The 24,514-nt window shown below is 66.5% G+C and carries 30 protein-coding genes, 1 tRNA gene and 1 riboswitch; of the genes, 15 read left to right on the top strand and 16 right to left on the bottom strand.

All coding sequences use genetic code 11. The features are described 5' to 3' along the window. Positions 1-31 precede the first annotated feature (31 nt). The 3 genes from ACVK00_RS19630 (at position 32) to ACVK00_RS19620 (ending at position 3,020) form a co-directional block, all read left to right on the top strand. Complete coding sequence (locus ACVK00_RS19630; protein ID WP_284895119.1) at positions 32-949, top strand: UDP-3-O-acyl N-acetylglycosamine deacetylase; 918 nt, start codon at positions 32-34, stop codon at positions 947-949. Between the two features lie 65 nt (positions 950-1,014). Then, positions 1,015-2,343, top strand: coding sequence for an aminotransferase class I/II-fold pyridoxal phosphate-dependent enzyme (locus ACVK00_RS19625; RefSeq protein WP_284894813.1), 1,329 nt, complete (start codon positions 1,015-1,017; stop codon positions 2,341-2,343). Continuing rightward, positions 2,343-3,020 (top strand): GNAT family N-acetyltransferase, encoded by a 678-nt coding sequence (locus ACVK00_RS19620; protein ID WP_284895118.1) that lies wholly within the window; start codon positions 2,343-2,345, stop codon positions 3,018-3,020. The genes ACVK00_RS19625 and ACVK00_RS19620 overlap by 1 nt, the downstream gene beginning before the upstream one ends. A gap of 21 nt (positions 3,021-3,041) precedes the next feature. On the opposite strand, the gene ACVK00_RS19615 is transcribed toward ACVK00_RS19620, so the two are convergent. Both ACVK00_RS19615 and ACVK00_RS19610 read right to left on the bottom strand, forming a co-directional pair. Next, on the bottom strand, positions 3,042-3,875 hold the full coding sequence (locus ACVK00_RS19615; RefSeq protein ID WP_354122922.1) for a class II glutamine amidotransferase: 834 nt from the start codon (positions 3,873-3,875) through the stop codon (positions 3,042-3,044). A 161-nt stretch (positions 3,876-4,036) separates the two neighbouring features. After that, positions 4,037-4,366 carry a carboxymuconolactone decarboxylase family protein gene (locus tag ACVK00_RS19610; protein WP_006484989.1) on the bottom strand — a complete coding sequence of 110 codons (330 nt, stop codon included), beginning with the start codon at positions 4,364-4,366 and terminating at the stop codon, positions 4,037-4,039. Between the two features lie 129 nt (positions 4,367-4,495). On the opposite strand from ACVK00_RS19610, the gene ACVK00_RS19605 reads away from it, so the two are divergent. Next, entirely contained in the window at positions 4,496-5,446 is a 951-nt protein-coding gene (locus tag ACVK00_RS19605) for a cupin domain-containing protein (protein WP_228906944.1), read from the top strand. Between the two features lie 111 nt (positions 5,447-5,557). Further along, positions 5,558-6,001 carry an inner membrane protein YiaA gene (yiaA, locus tag ACVK00_RS19600; RefSeq protein ID WP_006753272.1) on the top strand — a complete coding sequence of 148 codons (444 nt, stop codon included), beginning with the start codon at positions 5,558-5,560 and terminating at the stop codon, positions 5,999-6,001. A 202-nt stretch (positions 6,002-6,203) separates the two neighbouring features. On the opposite strand, the gene ACVK00_RS19595 is transcribed toward yiaA, so the two are convergent. The 9 genes from ACVK00_RS19595 to ACVK00_RS19555 form a co-directional block, all read right to left on the bottom strand. Further along, positions 6,204-6,280, bottom strand: a tRNA-Lys gene (locus ACVK00_RS19595). Between the two features lie 109 nt (positions 6,281-6,389). Continuing rightward, positions 6,390-7,139 (bottom strand): tol-pal system protein YbgF, encoded by a 750-nt coding sequence (ybgF, locus tag ACVK00_RS19590; protein ID WP_011656065.1) that lies wholly within the window; start codon positions 7,137-7,139, stop codon positions 6,390-6,392. Positions 7,140-7,158: 19 nt separating this feature from the next. Then, positions 7,159-7,668: a peptidoglycan-associated lipoprotein Pal gene (gene pal / locus ACVK00_RS19585; protein WP_006753270.1), complete on the bottom strand. Its 510-nt coding sequence runs from the start codon at positions 7,666-7,668 to the stop codon at positions 7,159-7,161. 17 nt (positions 7,669-7,685) lie between these two features. Next, complete coding sequence (gene tolB / locus ACVK00_RS19580) at positions 7,686-8,981, bottom strand: Tol-Pal system beta propeller repeat protein TolB (RefSeq protein WP_175701933.1); 1,296 nt, start codon at positions 8,979-8,981, stop codon at positions 7,686-7,688. A gap of 108 nt (positions 8,982-9,089) precedes the next feature. After that, positions 9,090-10,157 (bottom strand): cell envelope integrity protein TolA, encoded by a 1,068-nt coding sequence (gene tolA, locus ACVK00_RS19575; protein WP_284894811.1) that lies wholly within the window; start codon positions 10,155-10,157, stop codon positions 9,090-9,092. Beyond that, on the bottom strand, positions 10,154-10,603 hold the full coding sequence (gene tolR / locus ACVK00_RS19570) for a protein TolR (RefSeq protein WP_006753267.1): 450 nt from the start codon (positions 10,601-10,603) through the stop codon (positions 10,154-10,156). Before tolR ends, tolA begins: the two co-directional genes overlap by 4 nt. Before the next feature lie 10 nt (positions 10,604-10,613). Next, positions 10,614-11,291, bottom strand: a complete 678-nt coding sequence (gene tolQ / locus ACVK00_RS19565) for a protein TolQ (protein WP_006753266.1) — start codon at positions 11,289-11,291, stop codon at positions 10,614-10,616. A gap of 145 nt (positions 11,292-11,436) precedes the next feature. Beyond that, complete coding sequence (gene ybgC, locus ACVK00_RS19560) at positions 11,437-11,922, bottom strand: tol-pal system-associated acyl-CoA thioesterase (RefSeq protein WP_284894810.1); 486 nt, start codon at positions 11,920-11,922, stop codon at positions 11,437-11,439. A 109-nt stretch (positions 11,923-12,031) separates the two neighbouring features. Further along, complete coding sequence (locus tag ACVK00_RS19555) at positions 12,032-12,778, bottom strand: SDR family NAD(P)-dependent oxidoreductase (RefSeq protein ID WP_354122923.1); 747 nt, start codon at positions 12,776-12,778, stop codon at positions 12,032-12,034. 180 nt (positions 12,779-12,958) lie between these two features. Further along, positions 12,959-13,059, top strand: a riboswitch (ZMP/ZTP riboswitch). 137 nt (positions 13,060-13,196) lie between these two features. On the opposite strand from ACVK00_RS19555, the gene glyA reads away from it, so the two are divergent. The 7 genes from glyA to ACVK00_RS19520 all read left to right on the top strand — a co-directional run bounded on the left by glyA (position 13,197) and on the right by ACVK00_RS19520 (position 17,984). Next, the gene (gene glyA, locus ACVK00_RS19550) at positions 13,197-14,444 is read left to right on the top strand and encodes a serine hydroxymethyltransferase (protein WP_166722356.1); all 1,248 of its coding nucleotides are present in this window, start codon (positions 13,197-13,199) and stop codon (positions 14,442-14,444) included. A 6-nt stretch (positions 14,445-14,450) separates the two neighbouring features. Further along, positions 14,451-14,930 (top strand): transcriptional regulator NrdR, encoded by a 480-nt coding sequence (gene nrdR, locus ACVK00_RS19545; protein ID WP_006754597.1) that lies wholly within the window; start codon positions 14,451-14,453, stop codon positions 14,928-14,930. A 153-nt stretch (positions 14,931-15,083) separates the two neighbouring features. Then, positions 15,084-15,644 carry a GspH/FimT family pseudopilin gene (locus ACVK00_RS19540; protein WP_284900863.1) on the top strand — a complete coding sequence of 187 codons (561 nt, stop codon included), beginning with the start codon at positions 15,084-15,086 and terminating at the stop codon, positions 15,642-15,644. Continuing rightward, a complete protein-coding gene (locus tag ACVK00_RS19535; RefSeq protein WP_228906947.1) occupies positions 15,641-16,057 on the top strand; it encodes a hypothetical protein in 417 nt (138 codons plus the stop codon). Before ACVK00_RS19540 ends, ACVK00_RS19535 begins: the two co-directional genes overlap by 4 nt. Further along, complete coding sequence (locus ACVK00_RS19530; RefSeq protein WP_228906948.1) at positions 16,041-16,880, top strand: PilW family protein; 840 nt, start codon at positions 16,041-16,043, stop codon at positions 16,878-16,880. Before ACVK00_RS19535 ends, ACVK00_RS19530 begins: the two co-directional genes overlap by 17 nt. A 106-nt stretch (positions 16,881-16,986) precedes the next feature. Beyond that, complete coding sequence (locus ACVK00_RS19525; protein ID WP_228906949.1) at positions 16,987-17,535, top strand: pilus assembly protein; 549 nt, start codon at positions 16,987-16,989, stop codon at positions 17,533-17,535. Next, on the top strand, positions 17,532-17,984 hold the full coding sequence (locus ACVK00_RS19520; protein WP_284900840.1) for a type IV pilin protein: 453 nt from the start codon (positions 17,532-17,534) through the stop codon (positions 17,982-17,984). The genes ACVK00_RS19525 and ACVK00_RS19520 overlap by 4 nt, the downstream gene beginning before the upstream one ends. Before the next feature lie 73 nt (positions 17,985-18,057). Here the strand turns inward: ACVK00_RS19520 and ACVK00_RS19515 are convergent, their stop codons facing one another. From ACVK00_RS19515 to ACVK00_RS19505, 3 genes are all read right to left on the bottom strand, one after another. Beyond that, a complete protein-coding gene (locus tag ACVK00_RS19515) occupies positions 18,058-18,501 on the bottom strand; it encodes a DUF3318 domain-containing protein (protein WP_284900841.1) in 444 nt (147 codons plus the stop codon). 43 nt (positions 18,502-18,544) lie between these two features. After that, complete coding sequence (locus tag ACVK00_RS19510) at positions 18,545-18,934, bottom strand: phage holin family protein (RefSeq protein ID WP_166722362.1); 390 nt, start codon at positions 18,932-18,934, stop codon at positions 18,545-18,547. A 124-nt stretch (positions 18,935-19,058) separates the two neighbouring features. Further along, complete coding sequence (locus ACVK00_RS19505) at positions 19,059-19,361, bottom strand: DUF883 family protein (RefSeq protein ID WP_006754606.1); 303 nt, start codon at positions 19,359-19,361, stop codon at positions 19,059-19,061. 317 nt (positions 19,362-19,678) lie between these two features. Between ACVK00_RS19505 and ACVK00_RS19500 the strand changes: the two genes are divergently transcribed. After that, entirely contained in the window at positions 19,679-20,317 is a 639-nt protein-coding gene (locus ACVK00_RS19500; RefSeq protein WP_069225201.1) for a peroxiredoxin, read from the top strand. A gap of 114 nt (positions 20,318-20,431) precedes the next feature. On the opposite strand, the gene ACVK00_RS19495 is transcribed toward ACVK00_RS19500, so the two are convergent. Then, complete coding sequence (locus ACVK00_RS19495) at positions 20,432-21,619, bottom strand: acyl-CoA dehydrogenase (protein WP_138848188.1); 1,188 nt, start codon at positions 21,617-21,619, stop codon at positions 20,432-20,434. 213 nt (positions 21,620-21,832) lie between these two features. Between ACVK00_RS19495 and ACVK00_RS19490 the strand changes: the two genes are divergently transcribed. Then, the gene (locus ACVK00_RS19490; protein ID WP_284900842.1) at positions 21,833-22,624 is read left to right on the top strand and encodes an IclR family transcriptional regulator; all 792 of its coding nucleotides are present in this window, start codon (positions 21,833-21,835) and stop codon (positions 22,622-22,624) included. A 127-nt stretch (positions 22,625-22,751) separates the two neighbouring features. Continuing rightward, positions 22,752-23,162, top strand: coding sequence for a GFA family protein (locus ACVK00_RS19485; RefSeq protein WP_228906952.1), 411 nt, complete (start codon positions 22,752-22,754; stop codon positions 23,160-23,162). A gap of 177 nt (positions 23,163-23,339) precedes the next feature. On the opposite strand, the gene ACVK00_RS19480 is transcribed toward ACVK00_RS19485, so the two are convergent. Then, positions 23,340-24,143, bottom strand: coding sequence for an EAL domain-containing protein (locus ACVK00_RS19480; protein WP_228906953.1), 804 nt, complete (start codon positions 24,141-24,143; stop codon positions 23,340-23,342). Between the last annotated feature and the right edge of the window lie 371 nt (positions 24,144-24,514).

Below are 24,514 nucleotides of genomic sequence, written 5' to 3'. Positions count from 1 at the left end.
AAGCGTGCCAGTCGACGCGGAGATTCCCCGAATCAAACTGCCCCCGGGCTGGCAGGCGAGCGAGGGCACGCTTGCGCGGCCGCTGGCACTGTCGGGACATGGTTTGCATACCGGTCGGCACGTGCAGGTGCGGATCCTGCCGATGACGCCGGCGCGCGGCCGGCACGGGATCGTGTTTCGAAGAATGCACAACGAACGAGAACTCGGTGTGCTCGAGGTCGATCCCGCCCTGCGCCGCGCCCAGCCGCTGTGCACGATGCTGCGCAACGCCGATGGGGTCGGCGTCCGCACGATCGAGCATCTGCTCGCGTCGCTACTGGCATGCGAAATCGATCATGCCGTGGTTGAGCTCGATGCGGAGGAAGTACCGATTCTCGACGGCAGTGCGGCGCCGTGGGTCGACGCGATCCGTGCCTGCGGCCGTATCGCGCTCGACACGCCGAAGCGCTTCATTCGGGTGCTTCGGCCTGTCGTGGTCGCGGACGGCACCGGGGACCAGCGACGCGAAATGCGGATCGAGCCGGCCTCGCGCTACGAACTGAGCGTGCGCAACGATCTGCGCGGCTTCGGCGACATGCACTGGGATGGCGTGCTGACACCGGACACGTTTGCCACCGAAATCGCGCCGTCGCGTTCATACGGACGCGTGAAATGGGCCGTGCCGGCGATCATCGCCGGGTATGTGCGCGGGGTGCCGATCCTGCGCGGCGCACGGCCGTCCTGCACGGCGTCGATCGTCGGCAAGCGCGTGCTGGGCGGGATGCGGCTGCCGGAGGAGTTCGTCCGGCATCGCGTGCTCGATCTGGTCGGCGATCTCGCGCTGGCCGGTGCACCGCTGCTCGCGCGCGTCAGTGCATTGCGCCCGAGCCACGAGATGAATTTCCGGTTGATCGATGCGTTGCTGGCCGATACCGATGCATGGCGGTGGGCCGAGTTTTCCGACGCGTGATTCACGTCTTTTTAAAAATACCCGGCGTAATATCGCGCCATTTTTGAGATAAAGCGAAGGAACGAATGGCACTCGGAGAACACCTTCGCCAGCAACTGGCGGCGAAAGCCCTGAAACGGCAACTGGAGCGCGCGACGGAAGCCGCAGCGGCCCCCGGCGTGCCGGATACGCCGGCGGCGCAGGCCGCATCGGCGCGCAGCCGTTTCGAATCGATGCCGCAGTATCAGCAGGTCAGGATCATGCGCGAGATGGGCGAAAGGCTGCGCGTCGACTCGCCGTTCTTCCGCGTGCACGATGGCGTGGCCGGCGCGACCACGCGGATCGGCGGCCGGGAATACCTGAACTTCGCGAACTACAACTACCTCGGTCTCGCGGGTGATCCGGCCGTATCCGAACGTGCGAAGGCCGCGATCGACCGCTACGGCACGTCGGCGTCCGCGAGCCGGATGGTCGCGGGCGAGCGCCCGGTGCAACGCGACCTCGAGCGCGCGCTGGCCGCGTTCTACGAGACCGACGATTGCGTCGCGTTCGTGAGCGGCCACGCGACCAACGTGACCGTGATCGGTGCGCTGTTCGGCCCCGGCGACCTGATCGTCCATGACGCGCTCGCGCACAACAGCATCGTGCAGGGTGCGCAGCTGAGCGGCGCGAAGCGGCTGAGTTTCGCGCACAACGACTGGCAGGCGCTCGACAAACTGCTGTCGCGCGTGCGCCGCGAATACCGGCACGTGCTGATCGCGATCGAAGGGCTGTACAGCATGGATGGCGACTGCCCGGACCTGCAGCGCTTCGTTGACGTGAAGACGCGTCACGGCGCGTTCCTGATGGTCGACGAAGCGCATTCGCTCGGCGTGCTCGGCGTGACGGGCAAGGGCATCCGCGAACATTGCGCGGTCGCGCCCGACCAGGTCGACATATGGATGGGCACGATGAGCAAGACGCTGGCCGGCTGCGGCGGTTTCATCGCCGGCTGTCAGCCGCTCGTGGACATGCTGCGCCATCTGGCGCCGGGCTTTCTCTATAGCGTCGGACTCGCGCCGACGCTCGCCGAAGCGTCGCTGGCCGCGCTCGAACGCCTGCAGGCCGAGCCGCAGCGGGTTGCGCAACTGCAGGCGCGCGGGCGGCAGTTCCTGACCGAGGCGCGCGCCGCCGGGTTGAACACGGGCACGAGCGCCGGGTATGCGGTCGTGCCGGTGATCACCGGTAGTTCGCTGAAGGCTGCGCAGTGGGCGAACGCGATGTTCGACGAAGGGATCAACGTGCAGCCGATCTTCTATCCGGCCGTCGAGGAGAAGGCCGCGCGCCTGCGTTTCTTCATCTGCTCGACGCACGAGCCGGAGCAGATCAGCCGGACGGTCGCCGTGCTGGCTCGCCTGGCGGGGCGCGCGGCATGATGCCGGCCGCGGCGCTCGCGTCGTCGTTCGGCGTGCCGCAAGCCGGTGCGTCGACGCCGTTTCGCGCGGCGTGCGCGGACGATGCGGCGGCATGCGCGCCGCTCGTGTTCGCATCGGGCGTCGGCGAATTCGGCTTCTTCCTCGGGGAAAGCGACGCACGCTGCATCGCCTTCCTGCAACAGGCGTTCCGATCGCGTCACGGCCGGTTCTCGTGGCGCCGGCACCGCGTCGCGGTCGGCGCCGACGGCGCCGTGCTTGCCGTGATGGCGATCCATGACGGACGCCAGACGAGGTTCGACGACGTTCACGTCGTGTGGGCCCTGGCGCGCTTTTTCGGCGTGCGCCGCACGATCGGCCAGTTGCTGCGCGGACTGGTGCTCGAGACGGAGATTCCGGCGCCGAAGCGTGCGCAGATCCTCGTCGCGCATTGTGCGACCGACGAGCGCCAGCGCGGCACGGGCGTCTTCACTGCATTGTTTCGCGATGCGCTCGATACCGGCGCGCTGCCGGATGACGGCAGTCGCGACATCGTGCTCGATGTGCTGACCTGCAACGAGCGCGCCCGTGCGCTGTACGAGCGGCTCGGCTTCGCTGCGCTGACGCGGCGCCGCGCGCGCGCGCGCCGGCTGCCCGCCGAACTCGATTCCGTACGCATGCGGCTCACGCGCCGCGGCTGAAGGCGCGAACGCTTTCGCGGCCTACTTGTGCCGCGGATTGAACGGCCGCTGCTGCACATCGGCGCCTTGCGCGACGATCGCCATGCTTTCGGGCACTTCCTCCCATGCCCCGCGCAGGTCGACGAGCGGCTCCGAGACGACCATGAACGCGTCGTCGCCCGCTTCGGCGATGCGCGGATTGTGCGGATAGAGTTCGTGCAGGTGCTTGAACGACGTGGTGTGGAACAGCGAGCGCGATTGCCGTTCGCTCGAGTAGCGCACCGCGATGATCCGGTCGCCGTCCGTCGCGCAGATCGTCATGTTGAGCGGCTCGGTGACGCGATACCGCACGGCGGTTTCCTCGATCACCCCGACCATCCGCTCGAGCGCGGGCAGCGGCATCTGTTCGAGGCCGTAGGTCAGCGCGAGTCGAAACATCAGCTCGGAGTCGGTCGAGCCTTCGAGCGTCGGGAACAGCGCCGGATCGACCTTCAGCGTCAGGTCGCGGCGCAGCTTGTGGAAATCGCGGATCAGCCCGTTGTGCGCGAACAGCCAGCGGCCGTGGCGGAACGGATGGCAGTTGGTTTCCTGGACGGGTGTATCGGTCGCCGCGCGGATGTGCGCGACGAACATCCGCGAGCGGATCGCACGCGCGGCTTCGCGCAGGTTGCGATCGTTCCAGGCGGGATGCACGGAGCGGTAGCGAAACGGCAGTTCATCGGGGGGGCCGTACCAGCCGATGCCGAACCCGTCGCCGTTGGTCGTCGTGGCGCCCAGTTCCGAATGCAGGCTCTGGTCGATCAGCGAATGCTTCGCGCGAAACAGTACGGTCTCGAGATGGATCGGATTGCCCGTATAGGCGAGCCAGCGGCACATGGAGCGCTCCTTCGCGATGCGTCTTCGCGCATGGTAGCCGACTTCGTGGCGCCGTTATACGCGGCCGCGGCGCACCCGCCGGCTGGCCGGCGGCGCCGGTCGATTGGCCGATCGGCCATGAAGGATGCGGCGGGCGCCGCACCCTTCATGCGCGCTGCGCGTCAGTCGCCGAGCGCGTCCATTACGCGGGCCGAGTAGACGAGCGCCGCACCCGCGTTCAGCGCGATTGCGACGCCGAGCGCTTCGGCCACTTCCTCCTTGGTCGCGCCATGCTTCGCGGCTTCGGCCGTATGCACCGCGATACAGCCGTCGCAGCGCGTCGTGACGGCCACCGCGAGCGCAATCAGTTCGCGCGTCTTCGCGTCGAGATGGCCCGTCTTGGCGCCCGCGCCGGACAGCGCCTTGTAGCCGGCCAGCGTGTCGGGCGACAGCTTGGCGATGTCGCCGATGCGCGTCGAGAGTTCCTTCCGGTATTCGTTCCAGTTCAGCATGATGCGTCCTTTCGAGAAGAGTGGGTCGGTCGGCGGTTGCCGCGATCTCGGGCGATGCAGGGCTTATTCTGATCGTTCGCACTGAGGGTTTCGATACGCTAGAGTGTCAATTTTTAGCGCAAACGTCTCATGGACGCGTTGAGTCAACTGCTGTCACTGGGCCGCAGCCATGTCGAGCTCGACGTGCGCTGCCTGCTCGACGGCCCGTTCGCGATGCCGCACGACCCGTTGCCGCCCGGCGAGGCGGCGTTTCACCTGTTGCTGTCCGGAACGTGCCGGTTGCGCACTGCCGACGGGCGCACGCTGCGGCTCGTCGACGGCGACTTCGTGCTGCTGCCCGCGGGCGACGCGCACGATTTGTCGGACGGGGGCGGGGGCGGCGCCAGGTCCGTCGCGTTGCTGCGCGAACCGGGCGCGGCGGGCGGCGCGGTGCTGCCGGTCAAGTCGAACCGCGATCCCGCGGATGAGGGCGAGGCGGGCGTCGACCTGCTTTGCGGACGCTTCGTCTATGCACGCGGTGCCGGTGAATTGCTGATGCGCACGCTGCCGCGCGTGCTGCACGTCGGGCTGCGAGAGGCGTCGTCGGGGCTTGCGTCGCTGCAACTGCTGACGAGCGTGCTGCGCGCGGAGGCATCGAATGCGCAGCCGGGTGCGCGTGCGATCGTGAACGCGCTCGGACAGGCGCTGCTTGCCTATGCGTTGCGCGCGTACGGTCGCGATGCGCGCGTGCCGGCCGGCTGGCTCGCGCTGGCGGCCGATATGCGGCTCGGCCCGTCGGTCCAGGCCGTGCTGCAGGCGCCGGCGAAACCGTGGACGGTCGAATCGCTCGGCGCGGCGTCGGCGATGTCGCGCGCGACCTATGCGCGGCATTTCCGCGAGAAGGCCGGGATGAGCGTCGGCGCGTTCGTCGCGCAGATCCGGATGATGCATGCGTGCGCGCTGCTGCAGGACACGCAGCGCGGGCAGGCGGAGATCGGGCAGGCGGTCGGCTATCAGTCGGAGGCGGCGTTCGGCAAGGCGTTTCGCGCGGTGCTCGGCACGACGCCGGGGCGCTGGCGGCGCGCGCAGCGCGGCACGTGAGACCGCAAGCGCGATCGTCGTGCGGCGCCGCAAAGCTGCTACCATGCGCGAAACGCATTCCAACGAAAGCGATTCCGAACAAGAAACAACAAGAAAGAGAGGGCAAAAGCAATGAACCAGACCACCATCCAGCAGCCGTCGTTCGCATTCGTCGCGGCGTCGTGGGCCGCGTTGATCGCCGGTTTCGCGGCATTTCTGATCGGCCTGTGGAACGCCGGCATGCAGCTCAACGAGAAGGGCTATTACTTCACCGTGCTCGTGTTCGGTCTCTATGCGGCGATCTCGCTGCAGAAGAGCGTGCGTGACCGCGCGGAAGGCATTCCTGTCACCGGCATCTACTACGGGCTGAGCTGGGTTGCGCTGTTGCTCGCGATCGCGCTGCTGGTCGTCGGCCTCTTCAACGCGACGCTGCAGTTGAGCGAGAAGGGCTTCTACGCGATGTCGTTCGTGCTCGCGCTGTTCGGTGCGGTGGCCGTGCAGAAGAATACGCGCGACATGCAGAATGCCAAGCCGCGTTTCACCGACGCCGATTCCGCGCCGTCCGTTCAGGAGTGACAGCACACGCAGCGGGTGCCTGACCCGGCGCCCGTATCGCGCTGGCCCGCATGCACCGGCGCACCGCAGGCTTCCCGTCCGATCGAGATCGACTTCGTCGAAATCGGCGGGAGCATCATCGAGATGCCGCGCGCGACGCTGCGGGAAGCAGACGCAAAAAAGCCTCCGCGAGGGAGGCTTTCATTGCACTATCAAAGATAGTTGGTAGGGTGGGAGGGACTCGAACCCTCGACTCTCTGATTAAAAGTCAGATACTCTAACCAACTGAGTTACCACCCCACGTTCTTGAAACTTGTCAGCCCGTTGCGCTAACAACTCGCCCAACGACCTAAAGAGCAAAAAATTATAGCGGCGAATTTCAGGTCAGTCAACAACCTGGCACGCTAATTTATTTGATGCTCTCGATCTTGCCCTGCGCGGTCTGCGCAGCGTTCGATCCGGCGTACTGCGACACGACCTGCTCGAACGTCTTCTTCGCGGCCGCCTTCTGGCCTTGCTCGAGCTGGTTCGTACCGATTGCGACGAGCGCGTCGGCCGCGCGCGGATGCTGCGGATACTTGCTCACGACCGTTTGCCACGTCGCGGTCGAACCGCGATAGTCGCGCAGCGCGTATTGCGCATTGCCGAGCCAGTACTGCGCGGTCGGCTGGTACGGGCTCTGCGGATACTTCGCGATGAAGCTGCGGAACGATGCCGCGGCCGCCTTGAAGTTGCCGTTGCGGAACTGCTGCTGCGCCGCATTGAGCGCATCCGTTTCACCCGGCTGCACGGTGCCTTCGACACCATCGATCGTCGCCTGCTGCGGCTCGAACTTCTTGAGCCGCGTGTCGAGATCCTGGTAGTACTCCTTCTGCTGCCGCTCGAGCGTCGTCAGCCGGTTCGTCAGGTCCTCGTTCTCGCCGCGCAGCGTCGCGACCTGCTGGTTCAGCTGGTCGAGACGGCCGGATTGATCGAGGATCGTACGCTGGGCGGCGGACAACTGGCTCGCCAGGTTGTCGGTTTTGCTGCGCAGATCGAGCACGGCGCGGCGCGCTTCGTTGTCGTCGAACACGCCGGCGTGCGCCGGCGCGGCCGACCACGCCGCGCCGACGACGCAGAATGCTGCGGCAACGCGCAGCCAGGTTACACAGTGCGTCATACGGCAACTCTTCCGTTACTTACTGCTGGTAGACGAGGTCGGCGCGACGGTTCTGCGCCCACGATGCTTCGTCGTGGCCCGATGCTTGCGGCTTTTCCTTGCCGAGGCTCACGGCTTCCATCTGCGAGTCGTTCACGCCGAGCAGTGCCATCGCGCGGCGGACAGCTTCCGCACGCTTCTGGCCCAGCGCGAGGTTGTACTCGCTCGTGCCGCGTTCGTCGGTGTTGCCCTGAATCAGCACGTGACGCTGCGGGTGGCTCTTCAGGTACTGAGCGTGCTGCTGCATCAGCGGCTGATACTCGTCCTTCACCGAATAGCTGTCGAAGTCGAAGTAGATGCTGCGCTTCGCGAGCGGGCTGTTCGGATCGTTCAGCGGATCGACGTTCACTTGCGCGACGTTGTCGGCGCTCGGCTGCGTGCTCACCGCACCAGCGTTGGCCTTGTCGTCGAGCTTCACGCCCGACTTACACGCTGCGAGCGCGCTGATCATCATCACGGCCAGGGCCAGACGAGCTTTATTCGACATCATGGTTACTCTCCTTGTGGTCATTGCATGAAGGGCCCCCACGACGGCTCGCGAACGGAGCCGCCCTGGACGGACAGGATCTGAGGCGGCGCGCTGCCGTCGGAGGGCACAGCTGCCAGCACGTTGCGACCACCCGACTGGGTAGCGTAGAGAAGGTACTGGCCGTTTGCCGCGAAGCTCGGCGATTCGTCGCGATTGGTATTCGTGATCGCATTCGCCGCGCCGGTTTGCAGATCCTGAACGTACAGCTTGAAGCCCCCACCCGTGCGGGAGATGTAAGCGAGCAGCTTGCCGTCCGGGCTGATGCGCGGGCTCGTATTGTAGCTGCCGGTGAAGGTCACGCGTTGTGCCGCGCCGGCGCTTTCACCCTGTGCGGGCATCCGGTAGATCTGCGGCGCACCGCCGCGATCGCTCGTGAAGTAGATCCAGTGGCCGTCCGGCGAGTAGTACGGCTCGGTGTCGATCGAGCTGCTCTGCGTGAGACGGCGCAGGCCGCCGCCGTTCGCATTGACCGTATAGATTTGCGTATTGCCCGTCAGCGACAGCGCGACGGCGAGCGTGTTGCTGTCCGGCGACCACGCCGGCGCGCTGTTGTTGCCCTTCTGGTCGGAGACCATGTAGCGGCGGCCGGTCGGCAGGTCGTGGATGTAGACGATCGGCTTCTTGCGCTCGAACGACACGTACGCGACCTTCGTGCCGCTCGGCGACCACGCCGGCGAGATGATCGGCTCGGTGCTCGACAGCGCGATGCGCGCGTTCTGGCCGTCCGAATCCGAAATCTGCAGCTGGTAGCGGTTGCCCGTCTTGATCACGTACGACAGGCGCGTGGCGAACACGCCGCGCACGCCGAGCAGTTTCTGGTAGATGTAGTCGGCGATCTTGTGGCCGGCCGTGCGCAGCGTCGTGTCGGTGGCCGTCAGCGACAGGCCGCCCAGGCTTTGCTGCTTCACGGTGTCGTACAGGATGAAGTTCACCTTGTACTGGCCGTTCGCCTCGCGGTTCACGCTGCCGGCGACGAACGCGTTCGCGCCCTTGGCCTTCCATGCGCCGAGATCCACCGAAGCGGTCTCGGGCACGGGCGTGCTGCCCGCATCGATATTGGTGAATTTGCCGCTGCGCGCGAGGTCCGCGCGGACGATCGACGTGACCTGCTGCGGCAGGCCCGCCTCGTTCGCGAAGTTCGCGGTGGCAATGGGGAACTGGGTCGAACCGACGCCGGTGATCAGCACGTTGACCTGCGCGTTAGCGGCGCCGCCGGCCGCAATCAGACACGAGGCCACGAGTGCCCTGAAACCTAGTTTCGTCATCAATCTCATGCTTCTGCTTCCCATGTGACTTGGATCGCTGCGCAACCGCAGAGACAGTAAAAATACCCGATTCGTTCCCGTCCGGCAGCGACGCACGGAGTGTAAGCGCATTTGCGCTCACTCCGCCGCCTTGAAGGTAATCGTAATGCTGGACGGCGTATGACCGTCAGTATCGGGGGGTAACGGAACCGACGCCTGAATCGCATTGACGACCGCCTGATCCCACCCCGAATTACCGCTCGGCCGCGAGACCGAGACGCTCAGCAGGTCGCCCGAAGGCGTACAGCGGATCCTGACGATCGTCGTGAGCCCCGCGCGCTCGCCGCCCCAGACGATGTTCGGCTTCACGCGGCGGCGCACCTTGTCGGCATAGCCGGGCGATGCGGCATTGCCGCCGGAACCCGTGCCGGTGCCGCTTTTCGCGAGCCCTTGGCCGCCGCCTTCGCCGGCGCCCGCCAGGCCCTGCATCTGCGCGAGTCGCGCATTCCGTTCGCGGTCGAGCTTCGCCTTCGCTGCCGCATCGGCCTTCGCGTGCGCGGCCGCTTCGGCCTTCGCCTTCGCCTGGGCTTCCGCCTTCGCCTTCGCGGCCGCGTCGGCCTTGGCCTTCGCCGCCTCCTGGGCTTCCTGCTGCGCCTGCTTCTGTTGCTGCAGTTTCTGCTGCTGGAGCTTCTGCTGTTCGAGCTTCTGCTGCTCCACGAGCTGTTGTTGCTTGAGCTTGTCCGCCTGCTTCTGCTTGTCGCGTTCGGCGGCCTTCTGCGCGGCGAGCGCGGCGGCCTGCTGGGCTGCGAGCTGCTCGCGCCGCGCTTCCTCCTGCTGGGCCTTCAACTGCTGTGCGCGGCGCTGCTGCTCGAGCAGCGCTTCGCGCGCGGCCGCTTCCTGCTGTCGTTTCTTCTGCTGCAGCGCGATGTCCGCCTGCTCGTCCCGGACCGGGGGAGGGGGCGGTGCGAGCTTCGCGGGCGGCGTGGGCGTGACGACGGGCCGCGGCGCGGGAACGTCGGGCACCTCGGTCCACAGCTCGGCTTCGGCGCCGGCCGGCGTGCTGTTCTGCCACTGCACGCCGTGATAGAGGAACAGCGCGAGCAGCACGTGCATCAGCGCGGCGAGCGCGAACGCGCGCCAGGTGCCTCGCTCGCGAGGCGGCCGAGACGGGTAGGCGTTGCTGCGCGTGGATTGCTGCCGGTTCATTGCGATTTGACGAGGAGGCCGACGCGCTTGACGCCGCGCGCCTTCAGATCCGACATCACGGTCATGACCGCATCGTACTGTACGGTCTTGTCGGCCGCGATCACGACCGGCTGGTCGGGATGATCGGCCTGCCGGGCCGACATGAAGCTGTCGAGCTCGGCCTTGGTCATCGTGTCTTCCTGCGTCGCGCCGGAGTCGCCCTTGTACTTGACGCTCATCGTGCGGTCGGCCTTGATGTTGACGACGACGGGCGGTGTCTGTTCCTGTGGCGCCGCATTGCCGACGGTCGGCAGATTGATGATCGACGGGGCCACGAGCGGTGCCGTGACCATGAAGATCACGAGCAGCACCAGCATCACGTCGATGTACGGCACGACGTTGATGTCGGCCATCGCGCGGCGCGAGCGGCCGCCGCGCATGCTGGATCGAATGGGACTTCCTGCCATGGCGTGCTCCTTACTGGGCCTGACGCTGCAGGATGTTCGAGAACTCTTCGATGAAGGTCTCGAAGCGGATCGCGAGGCGGTCGATATCGTGCGCGTAGCGGTTGTACGCGACCACCGCCGGAATCGCGGCGAACAGGCCGATCGCGGTGGCGACGAGCGCCTCAGCGATGCCCGGCGCGACGTTCGCGAGCGTGGCCTGCTGCACGTTCGCGAGGCCGCGGAACGAGTTCATGATCCCCCAGACGGTGCCGAACAGACCGATGTACGGGCTGACCGAGCCGACCGACGCGAGGAACGCGAGGTTCGCTTCGAGCACGTCCATTTCGCGCTGGAACGACGCGCGCATCGCGCGGCGCGCGCCATCGAGCACGAGGCCCGGATCGGTGAGGCGCTTTTCCTTCGCCTTCAGGAATTCACGCATCCCCGATTCGAAGATCCGCTCGAGCGCGCCGATCGTGTGGCGGTTGTTGGCCGCGCTCTGATACAGCGCCTGCAGGTCGCCGCCCGACCAGAAATCCCGTTCGAAGCGTTCGGTCTGCGCGCGCGCGCGGCGAATCGCGAACCACTTGCGGAAAATGAAGGTCCACGACATCAGCGACAGCAGCAGCAGCAGCCCCATCACGGCCTGGGCCAGCACGCTCGCGTTGAGGACGAGGGAAATGATCGACAGGTCTTGAGAAGTGTTCATAGAGGTTTGAGTAACGTCCCATCGGGGGTGCCCGGCGAGGGGCGCACGGTATGCGTGCGGCGCGGCGCGTCGGTCAGGCCTGGCGCCGAACCTTGCTTAGTATCGATTCAGGAAGGCAAGTTCATAGGCTTTGTCTAAACGGGGCTCATGCGAGCTTCGTTGACAGTACAGTTTGCCCGGCGTCGGTGACGGGCCCGCGTTGCAGCGCGTCGAGCACGACCTGCGGGATCGCCGCGGGCCGGATGCCAGTGCGGTCCACGCAGCCGAGGCGAATGTGTCCGGTGACGAGCAGCGTGTCGCCACGCCAGGCTTCCTGGGTGAATTCCACCGATGCGCGGCCGATGCGGCCGGGCCGGCTCGTGACCGTCAGCGCGTCGTCGAGTCGCGCCGGTGCGCGGTAGTCGAGCGACGTACTACGGACGATGAAGATCGCGCCCGTGTCGTCGGCCAGCCGACGCTGGTCGATGCCGCACGCGCGCAGCCATTCGGTGCGGGCGCGTTCGAAGAATTTCAGGTAGTTGGCATAGAAGACGATGCCGCCTGCGTCGGTATCCTCGTAGTACACGCGTACCGGCCAGGTGAAGCCGGAGGGCGCGTCCGGGGAGCGGGTAGGCTGAGTCATGGCGCGCATTCTACCGGAAGGGCAGGGCCCGATTCGTAACCGATTCGTAACGGAATGTAGTACGTCGTAGCACGCCGCGGGCCGGCTGGAGCCGTGCCCGCGGCTGCGCTCGGACAGGTCAGCCGCGATGGATCGTAAGGCCGGCCGGGGCCTGGGCGACCGGCATCATCTCGATCGTGTTGATGTTGACGTGCGCGAGGCGCGTCGCGATCCAGTAGATCGTGTCGGCGATGTCCTCGGCCGTGAGCGGCTGGACGTTCTGGTAGACGTTGGCCGCCTTCGCATCGTCCCCACGGAAGCGGATGTTCGAGAATTCCGTGCCGCCACAGAGGCCCGGCTCGATGTCCGTCACGCGCAACGGCGTGCCGATCAGGTCGGCGCGCAGGTTCAGGCTGAATTGTCTGACGAAAGCCTTGGTCGCACCGTATACGTTCCCGCCCGGATACGCATAGGTGCCGGCCACCGAGCCGAGATTGAAGATGTGGCCGCGGCCTCGCGCGATCATTCCGGGCAGCAGCGCGTGCGTGACGGTCACGAGGCCCGAGCAGTTCGTGTCGATCATGGTCTGCCACTCGTCGAGGCTCGCCTTGTGCGCCGGCTCGACGCCGAGCGCGAGACCGGCGTTGTTGACGAGCACGTCGAGCGCGGCGAATTCGGCGGGAAGCGCGGCCGGCACGGCTTCGACGGCTGCGCGGTCGCGCACGTCGAGCTCGAACGGCAGCAGCGCGTCGCCGAGTTCGGCCGCGAGCGCATCGAGACGATCCTTGCGGCGCGCGGTTGCGACGACGCGGTGGCCGCCCTTGACGAAGGCCCGGGCGATGGCGGCGCCGAAGCCGGCGGACGCGCCTGTGACGAACACGATCATTGCTGCTCCTGGTCGGTAACAAAGTAGCGGATAGTATCGCGCAAGCGTACTGAGATTGCCGCATCGCGGCAAGGCGCCAACGCATGGCGGCACGGGTGCGCGGAGTCCGGCCCTTATTATTTCGGGGCCGCTGGCGTGCGGTTGCCTATTCATGACGCATCCAATACACTAACGCGCTCATCACCCCTGCGTGACTGGCGATAGAACCCTTCGGGTTCAAGGTGGAGCATCCCACCGTGAAGCGCGGGGCGCCGTTTTTGCCGTTCGCCTGGGCAGCCGTTGTGCGCCGTTGCGTGCATCGCCGGTGGCTGTCCTGCCTCGCGTCATACGGATTCTTCCGCCACGTCGAGCTGGTTCCGCCAGCAGCGCACTGTACTCGGCCGCACCGGTCAACCTGTACACACTTAACGGAAACCGTATGTTTGACAGAGCCCAAAGCACCATCGCGAACGTCGATCCCGAACTCTTTGCTGCGATCGAGCAGGAAAACCGCCGCCAGGAAGATCACATCGAGCTGATCGCGTCGGAAAACTACACGAGCCCGGCCGTGATGGCCGCCCAGGGCTCGCAGCTCACGAACAAATACGCGGAAGGTTATCCGGGCAAGCGCTACTACGGCGGCTGTGAATACGTCGACGTGGTCGAGCAACTGGCGATCGACCGTGTGAAGCAGCTGTTCGGCGCGGAAGCCGCGAACGTGCAGCCGAATTCGGGTTCGCAGGCGAACCAGGGCGTGTTCTTCGCGATGCTCAAGCCGGGCGACACGATCATGGGCATGAGCCTCGCGCACGGTGGTCACCTGACGCACGGCTCGCCGGTCAACATGTCGGGCAAGTGGTTCAACGTGGTGAGCTACGGGCTGAACGAGCAGGAAGACATCGATTACGATGCCGCCGAGCAGCTCGCACAGGAACACAAGCCGAAGCTGATCGTCGCGGGCGCATCGGCGTTCGCGCTGAAGATCGACTTCGAGCGTCTGGCGAAGATCGCGAAGTCGGTCGGTGCGTACCTGATGGTCGACATGGCGCACTACGCGGGCCTGATCGCGGCGGGCGTGTATCCGAACCCGGTGCCGCATGCAGACTTCGTGACGACGACGACGCACAAGAGCCTGCGCGGCCCGCGTGGTGGCGTGATCCTGATGAAGTCGGAATACGAGAAGCCGATCAACTCGGCGATCTTCCCGGGCATCCAGGGTGGCCCGCTGATGCACGTGATCGCGGCGAAGGCCGTGGCGTTCAAGGAAGCGCTGTCGCCGGAATTCAAGGCATACCAGGAAAAGGTGGTCGAGAACGCGCGCGTGCTGGCTGAAACGCTGGTCAAGCGCGGCCTGCGGATCGTGTCGGGCCGCACCGAAAGCCACGTGATGCTGGTGGACCTGCGCGCGAAGAACATCACGGGCAAGGCAGCGGAAGCAGCGCTCGGTGCCGCGCACATCACGGTGAACAAGAACGCGATCCCGAACGATCCGGAAAAGCCGTTCGTGACGAGCGGCATCCGCCTGGGTTCGCCGGCGATGACGACGCGCGGCTTCGGCCCGGCGGAAGCGGAGCAGGTCGGCAACCTGATCGCCGACGTGCTCGAGCACCCGGAAGATGCAGCGACGATCGAGCGCGTGCGCGCGCAAGTGGCCGAGCTGACCAAGCGTTTCCCGGTCTATCGCTGATCCCGCATGCGCTGCCCGTTCTGCCGGCATGAAGACACGCAGGTCGTCGACTCGCGCGTGTCCGAAGATGGCGCCGCCATTCGCCGGCGCCGTCGCTGCTCGGCTTGCGACAAGCGCTTCACGACGTACGAGCGGGTCGAGCTGAACCTGCCGGCTGTCGTGAAGAAGGACGGCAGCCGCACGGAATTCGACCGTCGCAAGATCGTCGCCAGCATGCAACTCGCGCTGCGCAAGCGGCCGGTTGCGGCTGACGCGATCGACGCGGCGGTCGCCCGCATCGAATATCAACTGCTCGCGACCGGCGAGCGGGAAGTGCGTAGCGAGAAGCTCGGCGAACTCGTGATGAACGAGTTGCGCGGTCTCGATACGATCGCCTATGTCCGTTTCGCGTCGGTTTACCGCCGGTTCGAGGACGTTTCCGAATTTGCCGACGTGATTGAAGAGTTCCGTCGCGCGTCCCCCTCCAAGCCTTCGCGTAAGCGCTGACGCGCTGCGTCCGTTCATCGTCTTCTCCGTGGGTTCGATTCGCGCCGATTGTGTCGGCCGCGATCGCATGTCGCCAGTCGGCCATTCGGCCAATGGCGCGCGTTCGCTCGCGTCGCTACAGTCGTCGCATCACGTTGACGGAGGGCGATGGCGATGGAACTGCACCGGCAGGTCGTCGAAAAAGGCATGCGCTGCTGCGGCGGCTTCACGCTCGTCGAGCTGATGGTCGCGATCGCGCTGACGGCCTCGATCGGACTTTTCGCAGCACCCGCATTCAATCAATGGCACATGCGCGAACGCGTGGATGCCCGCTCACGCGCGCTGCTCGGTGCGCTGTCGTTCGCACGCACCGAGGCGACGCGTCTCGGCGTGCGCGTCACGCTGTGCCGCGCCGGGCCCGACGGCGACTGCATGCGTTCCGGCGAGCGCTGCGACCCGGCGGAATGGTCGTGCGGCTGGATCGTCAGCGGGCAGTTCGACGGACAGTCGCGCGTGCTGCGGCGTTATCCGCGCGATGCCGACATCGCCGTCGCGGGCACGGCGCATGATCTGGCGTTCGCGCCGCCGGCGGGCCAGGTGATCGGCGGGATCAGGCGTTTCGAATTGCGTCCGCAGCGCATGCTGTCCGGCGACGACGCACGCGTGTCGCGTTGTATCCGGATCGCGGCGGGCGGCCGGGCGCGCGTCGCCGCCGGGCGTTGCGACGCGGCATGAAGCGCGTGCGCCGATCGATGCGCGGCACGTCGCTGCTCGAAGCGGTGCTGGCCGTCGCGCTGCTCGCGGCCGTAATGCTGGCCGTGGCCGGCAGCCAGCTTGCGATGACGCGCGCGCAGCGGGCGACGATCTGGCGTGAACGCGCGCTGTGGCTGGCCGATGCACGCATCGAGCGCCGGCGCGCGGCGGCAGGCGCCGACGACGGCATCGCGGCGCTCGTGGCCGCATCGTTGCCGGGCGGTGCGATGACGCTCGACCATGGGCCGGGCGGTGTCCGGTACGTGATTGTCGGCTGGCGCGGTGCCGGCGCGGCGGTGTCGACGCGATGCGAAGGCGCTGGGGCAACGGTGAAGCCGCCGTCGTGCGTGCGGATTCCGTTTCGGGAGGTCGAGGTCGATGCCGTTGAACGCTGATCGCCGCAGCCGCGCGCATACGCTGCTCGAAGTGCTGATCGCGATGATCGTCGGTCTGCTCGTGCTGGCCGCGGCCGGTGCGCTGTATCACGCCCAGCGCGTCGCGCAGCGGCGGGCGGAAGACGGGTTCCGGATGCGCGATGCAGCCGCGACCGCACTGATGCTGATCGGCCAGCAGATCCAGATGGCCGGGTTTCGGCCGCTCGATGTCGAAGGCGCGTCGTCGTTGCCGCCGGTGTTCGGCTGTTCCGCGGGCCGCGTGCGCGGCGATGGCGCGCAGGTGCGCTGCGAAGCCGTGCGCGCGGCGTCGGATGCGGTGCTGGTCCGGTATGTCGGCGATGCCGTGTCGACGTGGCCAACCAGCAGCGCACAGGTGTCGGATTGTCTCGGGCAGGGTGTCGGCGCCCCGGGTGAGCGGCCGCTCGTGGAAAACCGTTTCGACGCGCATGTCAGCCCGTCGACGGGCGAGCCCGAACTGTACTGCGAGGGAAGCGGGCGCACGGGCACGCCGCAACCCGTCGTGTCCGGGATCGACCAGCTGCGCGTGCGTTACCTGCGTCGCGACGGTGCGCGGTTCGTCGACGCGCAGGCGATGAACGCGGATGACTGGCGCGATGTCGTCGCCGTGCAGGTGTGCGTGCGGGCGCGTGGCGAACCGATGCACGAGCCCGCGCGTCATGTCGATTGCGATGGCCGCACGGCCGCTGCGCCGGATGGTCGCGCGCATCTGGTGCTGCATCGAATCGTCGCGGTGCGAAATTCCGCGGTCGCATTTGCCGATCCTGTCCGTGACGCGGCAACGGGCCACGAGGCGTTGCGATGATTCACGCAAACGGGTCCATCGGCGACCTTGCGATGCGAATCGCGGCAGGACATGCGCGAAGGTGCGCCGTGGCACCCTTCGGCATGCAGCGCGCGGCGGAGGCTTCATGTTGAGCGGCGGAGCGACGCGCGCACGCGCTCTGTCCGCCACACGAGGCTGGCGTCGCGACGCGGGCCTTGCGCTGCCTGCCGTGATCGCGGTCGGTGCGGCGGTCGCCGCGCTAACCGGCACGTGGTTCGAATCCGCACTGACGGAATCGCGCCGCACACGGGCGTTGTCGGACCGGCTGATTGCATTCCACGCGGCCGATGCGGCACTGGCGGCCTGCACCGCGCGATTGGTCCGCGGCGGGGCGCCGTACCTGGATGAACCCGCATCATCCGCCGAGCCGGATGCATGGCGACGCACGCCTGCGCTGGGCGCCGCCGAAGCGTTCGCCCCGTTCGCGTCCTGGCCGATGGCGGCGCAGCCGCCGCGTTGCCTGATCGAAGCCTGGCGAGGCGTCGGTCCGCAACGTAGTCGTGCCTACCTCGTCACCGCGCGTGGCGTCGGCGGCCATGCGTCGAGCGTGGTCTGGCTGCAGAGCCAGGTCGCACTGCGCGACGGACACATCGTTGCGCAGCGCTGGCGTCGCGTCGCGGCGGTGCATCGATGAAAGGGCCTGCGCTGACGCGCCGAGCGGCGGCGTTCACGTTGCTTGAACTGATGATCGTGCTCGCGATCGTCGCCGTGCTGGCCGGGTGGGGCGTCCCGTCGTATCGCGAGCATGTCGCGCGCATGCATCGCGCATCCGCGGTCGCCGCGCTGTACCGTGCGGCTCAATATCTCGAAATGCTCGACGGCCCGCCGCCGCAGATCTTGCCGGACGCCTATGCGCAGGCGCCGCCGGACGGGCCGGCGGTCTATCGCGTCGCGCTGCGGCGATCGGTCGGCGATGATGCAGCGGTCGTCTATGAACTCGTTGCGAGTCCGCTCGATGCCGGCCCGATGCGCGACGACGCATGCGGTGCGTTCACGCTGCGTTCGGACGGGACGAAGGGCAATGCGGGATCGAATGACGGCGAGGCCGATGTGCAGCAGCACACATGCTGGGGCGTGCGTTGATCACGCGGCAACGGATGGAAAGCCCACGGAAAACGCGCAACGGCGCGGGGCCGTGCGCGTCTGTCGTTACGTATCAGTCGTCGTTGATGGTCGTTGCGCGCTCGTCGCGCGACTGTTTCCAGATCCGGTAGACCTCCCACGCGGCGAAGCCGACGGTGCCCCACTTCAGCGCGGGGCCCGCGCTCGCGCGCAGAAGCGAGCGAACGGGTTTCGCCAGCACGAGCGATGCGAGTGAACTCAACATCGGATACTGGTTCACGAGGTGACCGAGGCTTGCGTTCAGGTTCTTGGCGGACTGGCTGAACTTGCCGCCCGACAGGCCGGGGATGAACACCTTGAGCCAGCTGAAGCGCGTGACGGCGTGGCGCACGTCGGCGGCGGCTTCGGCAAGCTCGAGCCGCTCGACCTCGGATCGCAGGATCAGCAATTCCTTGCGCAGCGCGCGATGCTGCGACGCGCTCCAGTGCGATCGCGACGAATGGGGGCGGGGTGAATTGCCCGTGACGTTCTGGCTCATGGCGCGTCGGCGAAGTAGGTGAGAGGGGCGAACACGGCTGCGTTCACAACTTGCCGCGGAAAATTTCGCGGTCTTTCTCGAGCTCGGCGAGCGTGGACTCGAACACGGTCGGCGCTTCGCGCAGGCCCGAGCGTGCTTTCAGCCCACACACGAGGGCGGCGATCGTGTACAGCGCGGTGATGCCCGCGAGCGACTGCCAGCGATAGGTGTCCCAGAACGCGATCGCAACGAGCACGGTCAGGCTGATCAGCGCCATCGTCGCGAGCATCATGGCCGCGAGCCCGAGGAACAGCACGCCCATCAGGCGTTCCTTCTCCTCGGCGAGTTCGATGCCGACCAGTTCGAGGCGCGTTTGCAGGAGGCCGATCGCTGAGCCGACGAGGCGGCGCAGCGGTCCCTGGCCGGACGGCTGCGGGTGAGTGTCTGTCGTCATGGATAAGGCGCTTGCGCGCGCAGTGAGCGGCTAGGTCAAAGCCGGCCGGTGGCGAACCACCGGCTGGCTTCGGCACCCATGCGCCGCACCGTGCGACACATGGGTCGGAACGACGCTGAGCGCGTTACTTGCGGTTGATCAGCAGACCGATCAGCACACCGACGCCGGCGGCGACGCCGATCGACGTCCACGGATGCTCATGCACGTAATCGTCGGTCGCGCGGGCAGCCTTCTTGCCTTTCTCGACCACCACGACCTGAACGTCGGTTGCCTTTTCCTTGGCCTGCTTCAGGCGCGACATGGCTTTCTCGCGCAACTCGGCCGCACGGTCGCCCGTGCTGCTCGCTGCTTGCTTGAGCAGATCCTCGGCGTCCGCGAGAACGGTTTTGATATCCGACATCAGTTTCTCCTTGTTGATTTCCGACATTGCAACTCCCTTCATGCTGTCATGCTGCAGGTTCACATCGTAGCGAAACCCCTGCCTGCTGGCGAGCCGGGAACACACACGGCGGCGGTGCAATACCGCATGTTAAACGACTCGTAATGTTTAACAGAGCCGCCAACCGTGCAAAAAGTTCTGTTGCCGCCGTCAGGCCTGCTCCGACGCAGGGTAAAAATGACAAAAAAGTATGAATATCAAACGGAATAATCGTTCGCACGGCCCATTGCTTCCCGTAAGCTGATGGACTGTCCCGCGCCATCCGGCGCGCGGTTTCAACCAGCATCGTTCGAGGAGGGAACATCATGAGTCTGCGTCTTGGTGATATCGCACCGGATTTCGAGCAGGAATCGAGCCTGGGCCCGATCAAGTTTCATGAGTGGCTGGGCAACAGCTGGGGCGTCCTGTTCTCGCACCCGGCCGACTACACGCCGGTATGCACGACTGAGCTCGGGTTGACCTCGAAGCTGAAGGGCGAATTCGAGAAACGCAACGTGAAGGTGATCGCGCTGTCGGTCGACGGCGTCGAATCGCACAAAGGCTGGATCAACGACATCAACGAAACGCAGTCGACGGTCGTCGGTTTCCCGATCATCGCCGACGCGGACCGCAAGGTCTCGCAACTGTACGACATGATCCACCCGAACGCGAACGAGACGCTGACGGTGCGCTCGCTGTTCGTGATCGACCCGAACAAGAAGGTGCGGCTCACCATTACCTATCCGGCCAGCACCGGGCGCAACTTCGACGAAGTGCTGCGGGTGATCGACTCGCTGCAACTGACCGATAATTACAAAGTCGCGACGCCAGGCAACTGGAAGGATGGCGACGACGTCGTGATCGTGCCGTCGCTGCAGGATCCGGAAGAACTGAAGAAACGCTTCCCGAAGGGCTTCAACGCAGTGCGTCCGTACCTGCGCCTCACGCCGCAGCCGAACAAGTAAGCATCGGCTGACGCATCGGCCGCGCGTGACGAACGCGCGCACCGATGAAAACGGCCCGCCCGGCAGCGATGCCGGGCGGGCCGTGTCATTTCAGCGCATGCGGCGCGCGATTGATCAGAAGAATGCCTGGATGCCCGTCTGCGCGCGGCCGAGGATCAACGCGTGGATGTCGTGCGTGCCTTCGTACGTGTTGACCACTTCGAGGTTCACGAGGTGGCGCGCGACGCCGAATTCGTCCGAGATGCCGTTGCCGCCGAGCATGTCGCGCGCGAGCCGCGCGATGTCGAGCGACTTGCCGCACGAGTTGCGCTTCATGATCGACGTGATCTCGACGGCCGCCGTGCCTTCGTCCTTCATCCGGCCGAGACGCAGCACGCCCTGCAGGCCGAGCGTGATTTCGGTCTGCATGTCGGCGAGCTTCTTCTGGATCAGCTGGTTCGCGGCGAGCGGCCGGCCGAACTGCTGACGATCGAGCACGTACTGGCGCGCGGTGTGCCAGCAGGATTCGGCCGCGCCGAGCGCGCCCCAGGCGATCCCGTAGCGTGCCGAGTTCAGGCACGTGAACGGCCCGCGCAGGCCGCTCACGTTCGGCAGCAGGTTCTCTTCGGGCACGAACACTTCGTCGAGGACGATCTCGCCGGTGATCGACGCGCGCAGCCCGACCTTGCCGTGGATCGCCGGTGCCGACAGGCCCTTCCAGCCTTTCTCGAGGATGAAGCCGCGGATTGCGTCCTTGCCGTTTTCTTCCAGCTTCGCCCACACGACGAACACGTCGGCGATCGGGGAGTTGGTGATCCACATCTTCGCGCCGGACAGCGAATAGCCGCCGGGGACCTTCTTCGCGCGCGTGACCATGCCGCCCGGGTCGGAGCCGTGGTTCGGCTCGGTCAGCCCGAAGCAGCCGATCCATTCGCCGGTCGCGAGCTTCGGCAGGTATTTCTGCTTCTGCGCGTCCGAGCCGAATTCGAAGATCGGCACCATCACGAGCGACGACTGCACGGACATCATCGAGCGGTAGCCGGAGTCGACGCGCTCGACTTCGCGCGCGATCAGGCCGTAGCTGACGTAATTGAGGCCCGGGCCGCCGTATTCCTCCGGAATCGTCGGGCCGAGCAGGCCGATTTCACCCATTTCGCGGAAGATTTCGGCATCGGTGCGTTCATGCCGGAACGCCTCGGTGACGCGCGGCGCGAGCTTGTCCTGCGCGTAGGCGTGCGCGGCATCGCGCACCATTCGCTCTTCTTCGGTCAGTTGCTGGTCGAGCAGCAGCGGATCGTCCCAATGAAAAGTTGCAGCGCTCATCGTGTCATCTCCTGTCGGGGCGCTTCGCCGCTAACTCTGCGCCCCATGCTTCGCGGTCGGTCAGAGTCGGCAGATTCAGCGCTTGTCTGATTCCATGCTTTGCGGTCGTCCCGGGTTGGCGCTTCGTCGCCTTGCCCGATGTCTAAAGTTCGCTTGACTAGAGTTCCGCTGTGCGGAACAATGTTTTGCAAAACGAACCCAGTGTAGCATCAGATGACACTTTCAACCATCGACGAAACCGCGATCGACGAGCGCAAGTTCGTCGTTGCGCTCGCGCGCGGGCTCGACCTGCTGCGCGCATTCCGGCCCGGCGAGACGATGCTCGGCAACCGCGACTTCGCGGAGCGCACCGGGCTGCCGAAGGCGACGGTGAACCGGCTCGCCTACACGCTGACCGTGCTCGGCTACCTGCGCTACGACGAAACGCTCGGAAAGTATGCGCTCGACGCCGGCGTGCTGTCGCTCGGCTACGCGCTGCTGTCCGGCTCGGGGACGATCGATCTCGCGCGGCCGCACATGCAGGCGCTCGCGCGCGAAATCGGCGCGGCCGTATCGCTCGGCTGCCGCGACGGGCTCGACATGATCTACCTGGAGACGATCCGCAGCGAAACCGCGCTGACGCTCGGGCTCGCGCCCGGCTCGCGGCTGTCGATGCTGACGAGCTCGATGGGACGCGCGTACCTCGCCGTGCAGCCGGAGGACGTGCGCCGCGCGCTTTATGCGGAGCTGCACCGGGCGGCCGGCGGCGCGGCCGACGCGGATGCGCTCGTCGCGGCCGCACAGCATGCGGTGGCCGAGTTCGCCGATGGCGGATGCTGCTATTCGTTTCGCGCGTGGCACATGGACGTGAACGCGGCGGCCGTGCCGTTTCGCGAGCCGCGCGAGGGCCGCTGGCTGATCCTGAGCTGCAGCGGGCCCGCATCGTCGATGGACGAGGACGTGTTCCGCACACAGGTCGGGCCGAAGCTGAAGGCGCTCGCGCAGCGGCTCGGGCAGACGGTCTGAGAGCGGTGCCGCGAGCCCGCGCGTTGCAGGGTTCCGCGGAACGGGGAAGCGCGCAGCCGCCGGTTGCACCGCGTGCGAACCGCGCTCATCATCGTTCGCCAGCTTCCCTACGACGACGAGGTTCGCGATGCCACACCCGGAAACGATGGAAGGCGGTTGCGCGTGCGGTGCGATCCGCTACCGGATCGCCGGCATTCCGGCCGACGCCGGTTTCTGCCATTGCCGGCTTTGCCAGCGCACGACGGGCGCGGCGGTCGTCGCGTCGGCATCGGTGCCGATCGACGCATTCGAATACCTGCAGGGCGAGCCGACGGTCTATGCGTCGAGCGCGTGGGGCGAGCGGCGCTTTTGCGGCCGCTGCGGCGCGCAGCTCGAGTACCGGCTGGCCGATGCACCGACGACCGTGGAAATCAATAGTGCGACGCTCGACGAGCCGTCGCGGCTGCAGCCCGCGTGGCACGTCTGGTACGGGGATCGTTTCCCGGGCGTCGAGATCGGCGACGATCTGCCCAAATACGATGACGGTGGAAGGGCGTAGGCGGCCATGGGCATCGATGCGCCGGCATTGCATCCCGCGAGCAAGCGCGTTCAACCTTTCCGCCTGAACGGACGCGAAACCGGCAGGCAGCGAGCGACTATGCGCGCTGCCCCCCGATTCCCGAAGCAATGCGGCATCAAGATCCGCCATCCGGCGCGGGCCCGTCGCCCGCCCGGTTCAGGCCGTGACGACCTTCGCGAATACCGGCCCCTGCATGAACCGCACGTCGTGCTGGCGCAGCAGCTCGCACTGCGTCTCGTCGACGACGCCGTCGAAAATCAGCGGAATCCGCACGCGCTGCGCATACGCGACCAGCGCCTTCACCATCCCGTCGCGCAGCGCGATGCCCGCATCCATCTTGATGTAGTCGGGCCGCGCCATCTCCGATTCGACCGCGAGGATCCGGCCCGGGTCGGGCAGCTTGTCCGCGACCTTGAAGCCGTGATGCTGATAGCTGCGCGTCAGGTAGCCGAGGAAGGTCTTGTGCGCGACCGCGACCGCCGGCAGCTCGATCACGATCCGCTCGGTCGGTAGCCCGAAGCGCTGCAGCACCGACGAGAAATGCTTGCCGTGGTCGTACTTCACGCTCTTGAGCAACCGCTCGTGCACGCGCAGGAACAGCAGCCCGTGGCGTTGCGCGCCGAAGAAATTGATCGCGTGCAGCGCGCGCGACAGCCGGTCGATCGCGACGAGCGCCTGGTCGTCGACGGCCGAGTCGACCGGGTCGTGCGGGGCGCCCGTGACCAGCGTGACGGCCTGGAAGCCGAGCTCGTCGCCGTAGCGCTCGATCGCATCCGCGAACGACGTCGACTGCGGTGCGCCGGGCATCGTCACGTCGTAGATGGGTTCGTAGGCGCTCGCGAGCGTGCGTTCCGGCAGATTCGCGCACGCGGTGCCGCCCTCGGCGAGCGCAAGGTGTTCCCGCAGATACGGCAGTTGCCCGGCACGGACGACCAGCTCGGGAATGTTGGGCGGAATCATCGGCGTAGGAAGGAAAAATGGCGGCCGAACGGGCCGCCTCATGTCTTGATATTAGCAGTGCGCGCCCGGCTCGGCTCGGCGTTTCGCTCATATGGTTATCCCGTCCCCGAGACGATGGCTAGGGTTTACGTTGATTTCACTATTCGTAATTGGTTTTACTATTCGTAAATCCAAGGATTTGTCGCCGATCAAGAAAAGCGGCGTTCGGGCGTCCGGAACGGCGCCGTTTCCCGAATCGAATCAACAGGCAGCAAGGAGCGAGACGTGGCGGTTGACAGCAAGTGGGCGGAGCAGCGCGGGCCGCGGCAGCGGCGGGCAACGGATATGGGCGGAACGACGCGGCACGCGCGGGCGTGCGCACGGCAGGGTTG

This window comes from Burkholderia sp. PvR073, from assembly GCF_054055695.1.
The sequence above is the reverse complement of the archived record's forward strand: the minus strand, read 5'-3'. Positions and strand labels throughout refer to the sequence as shown.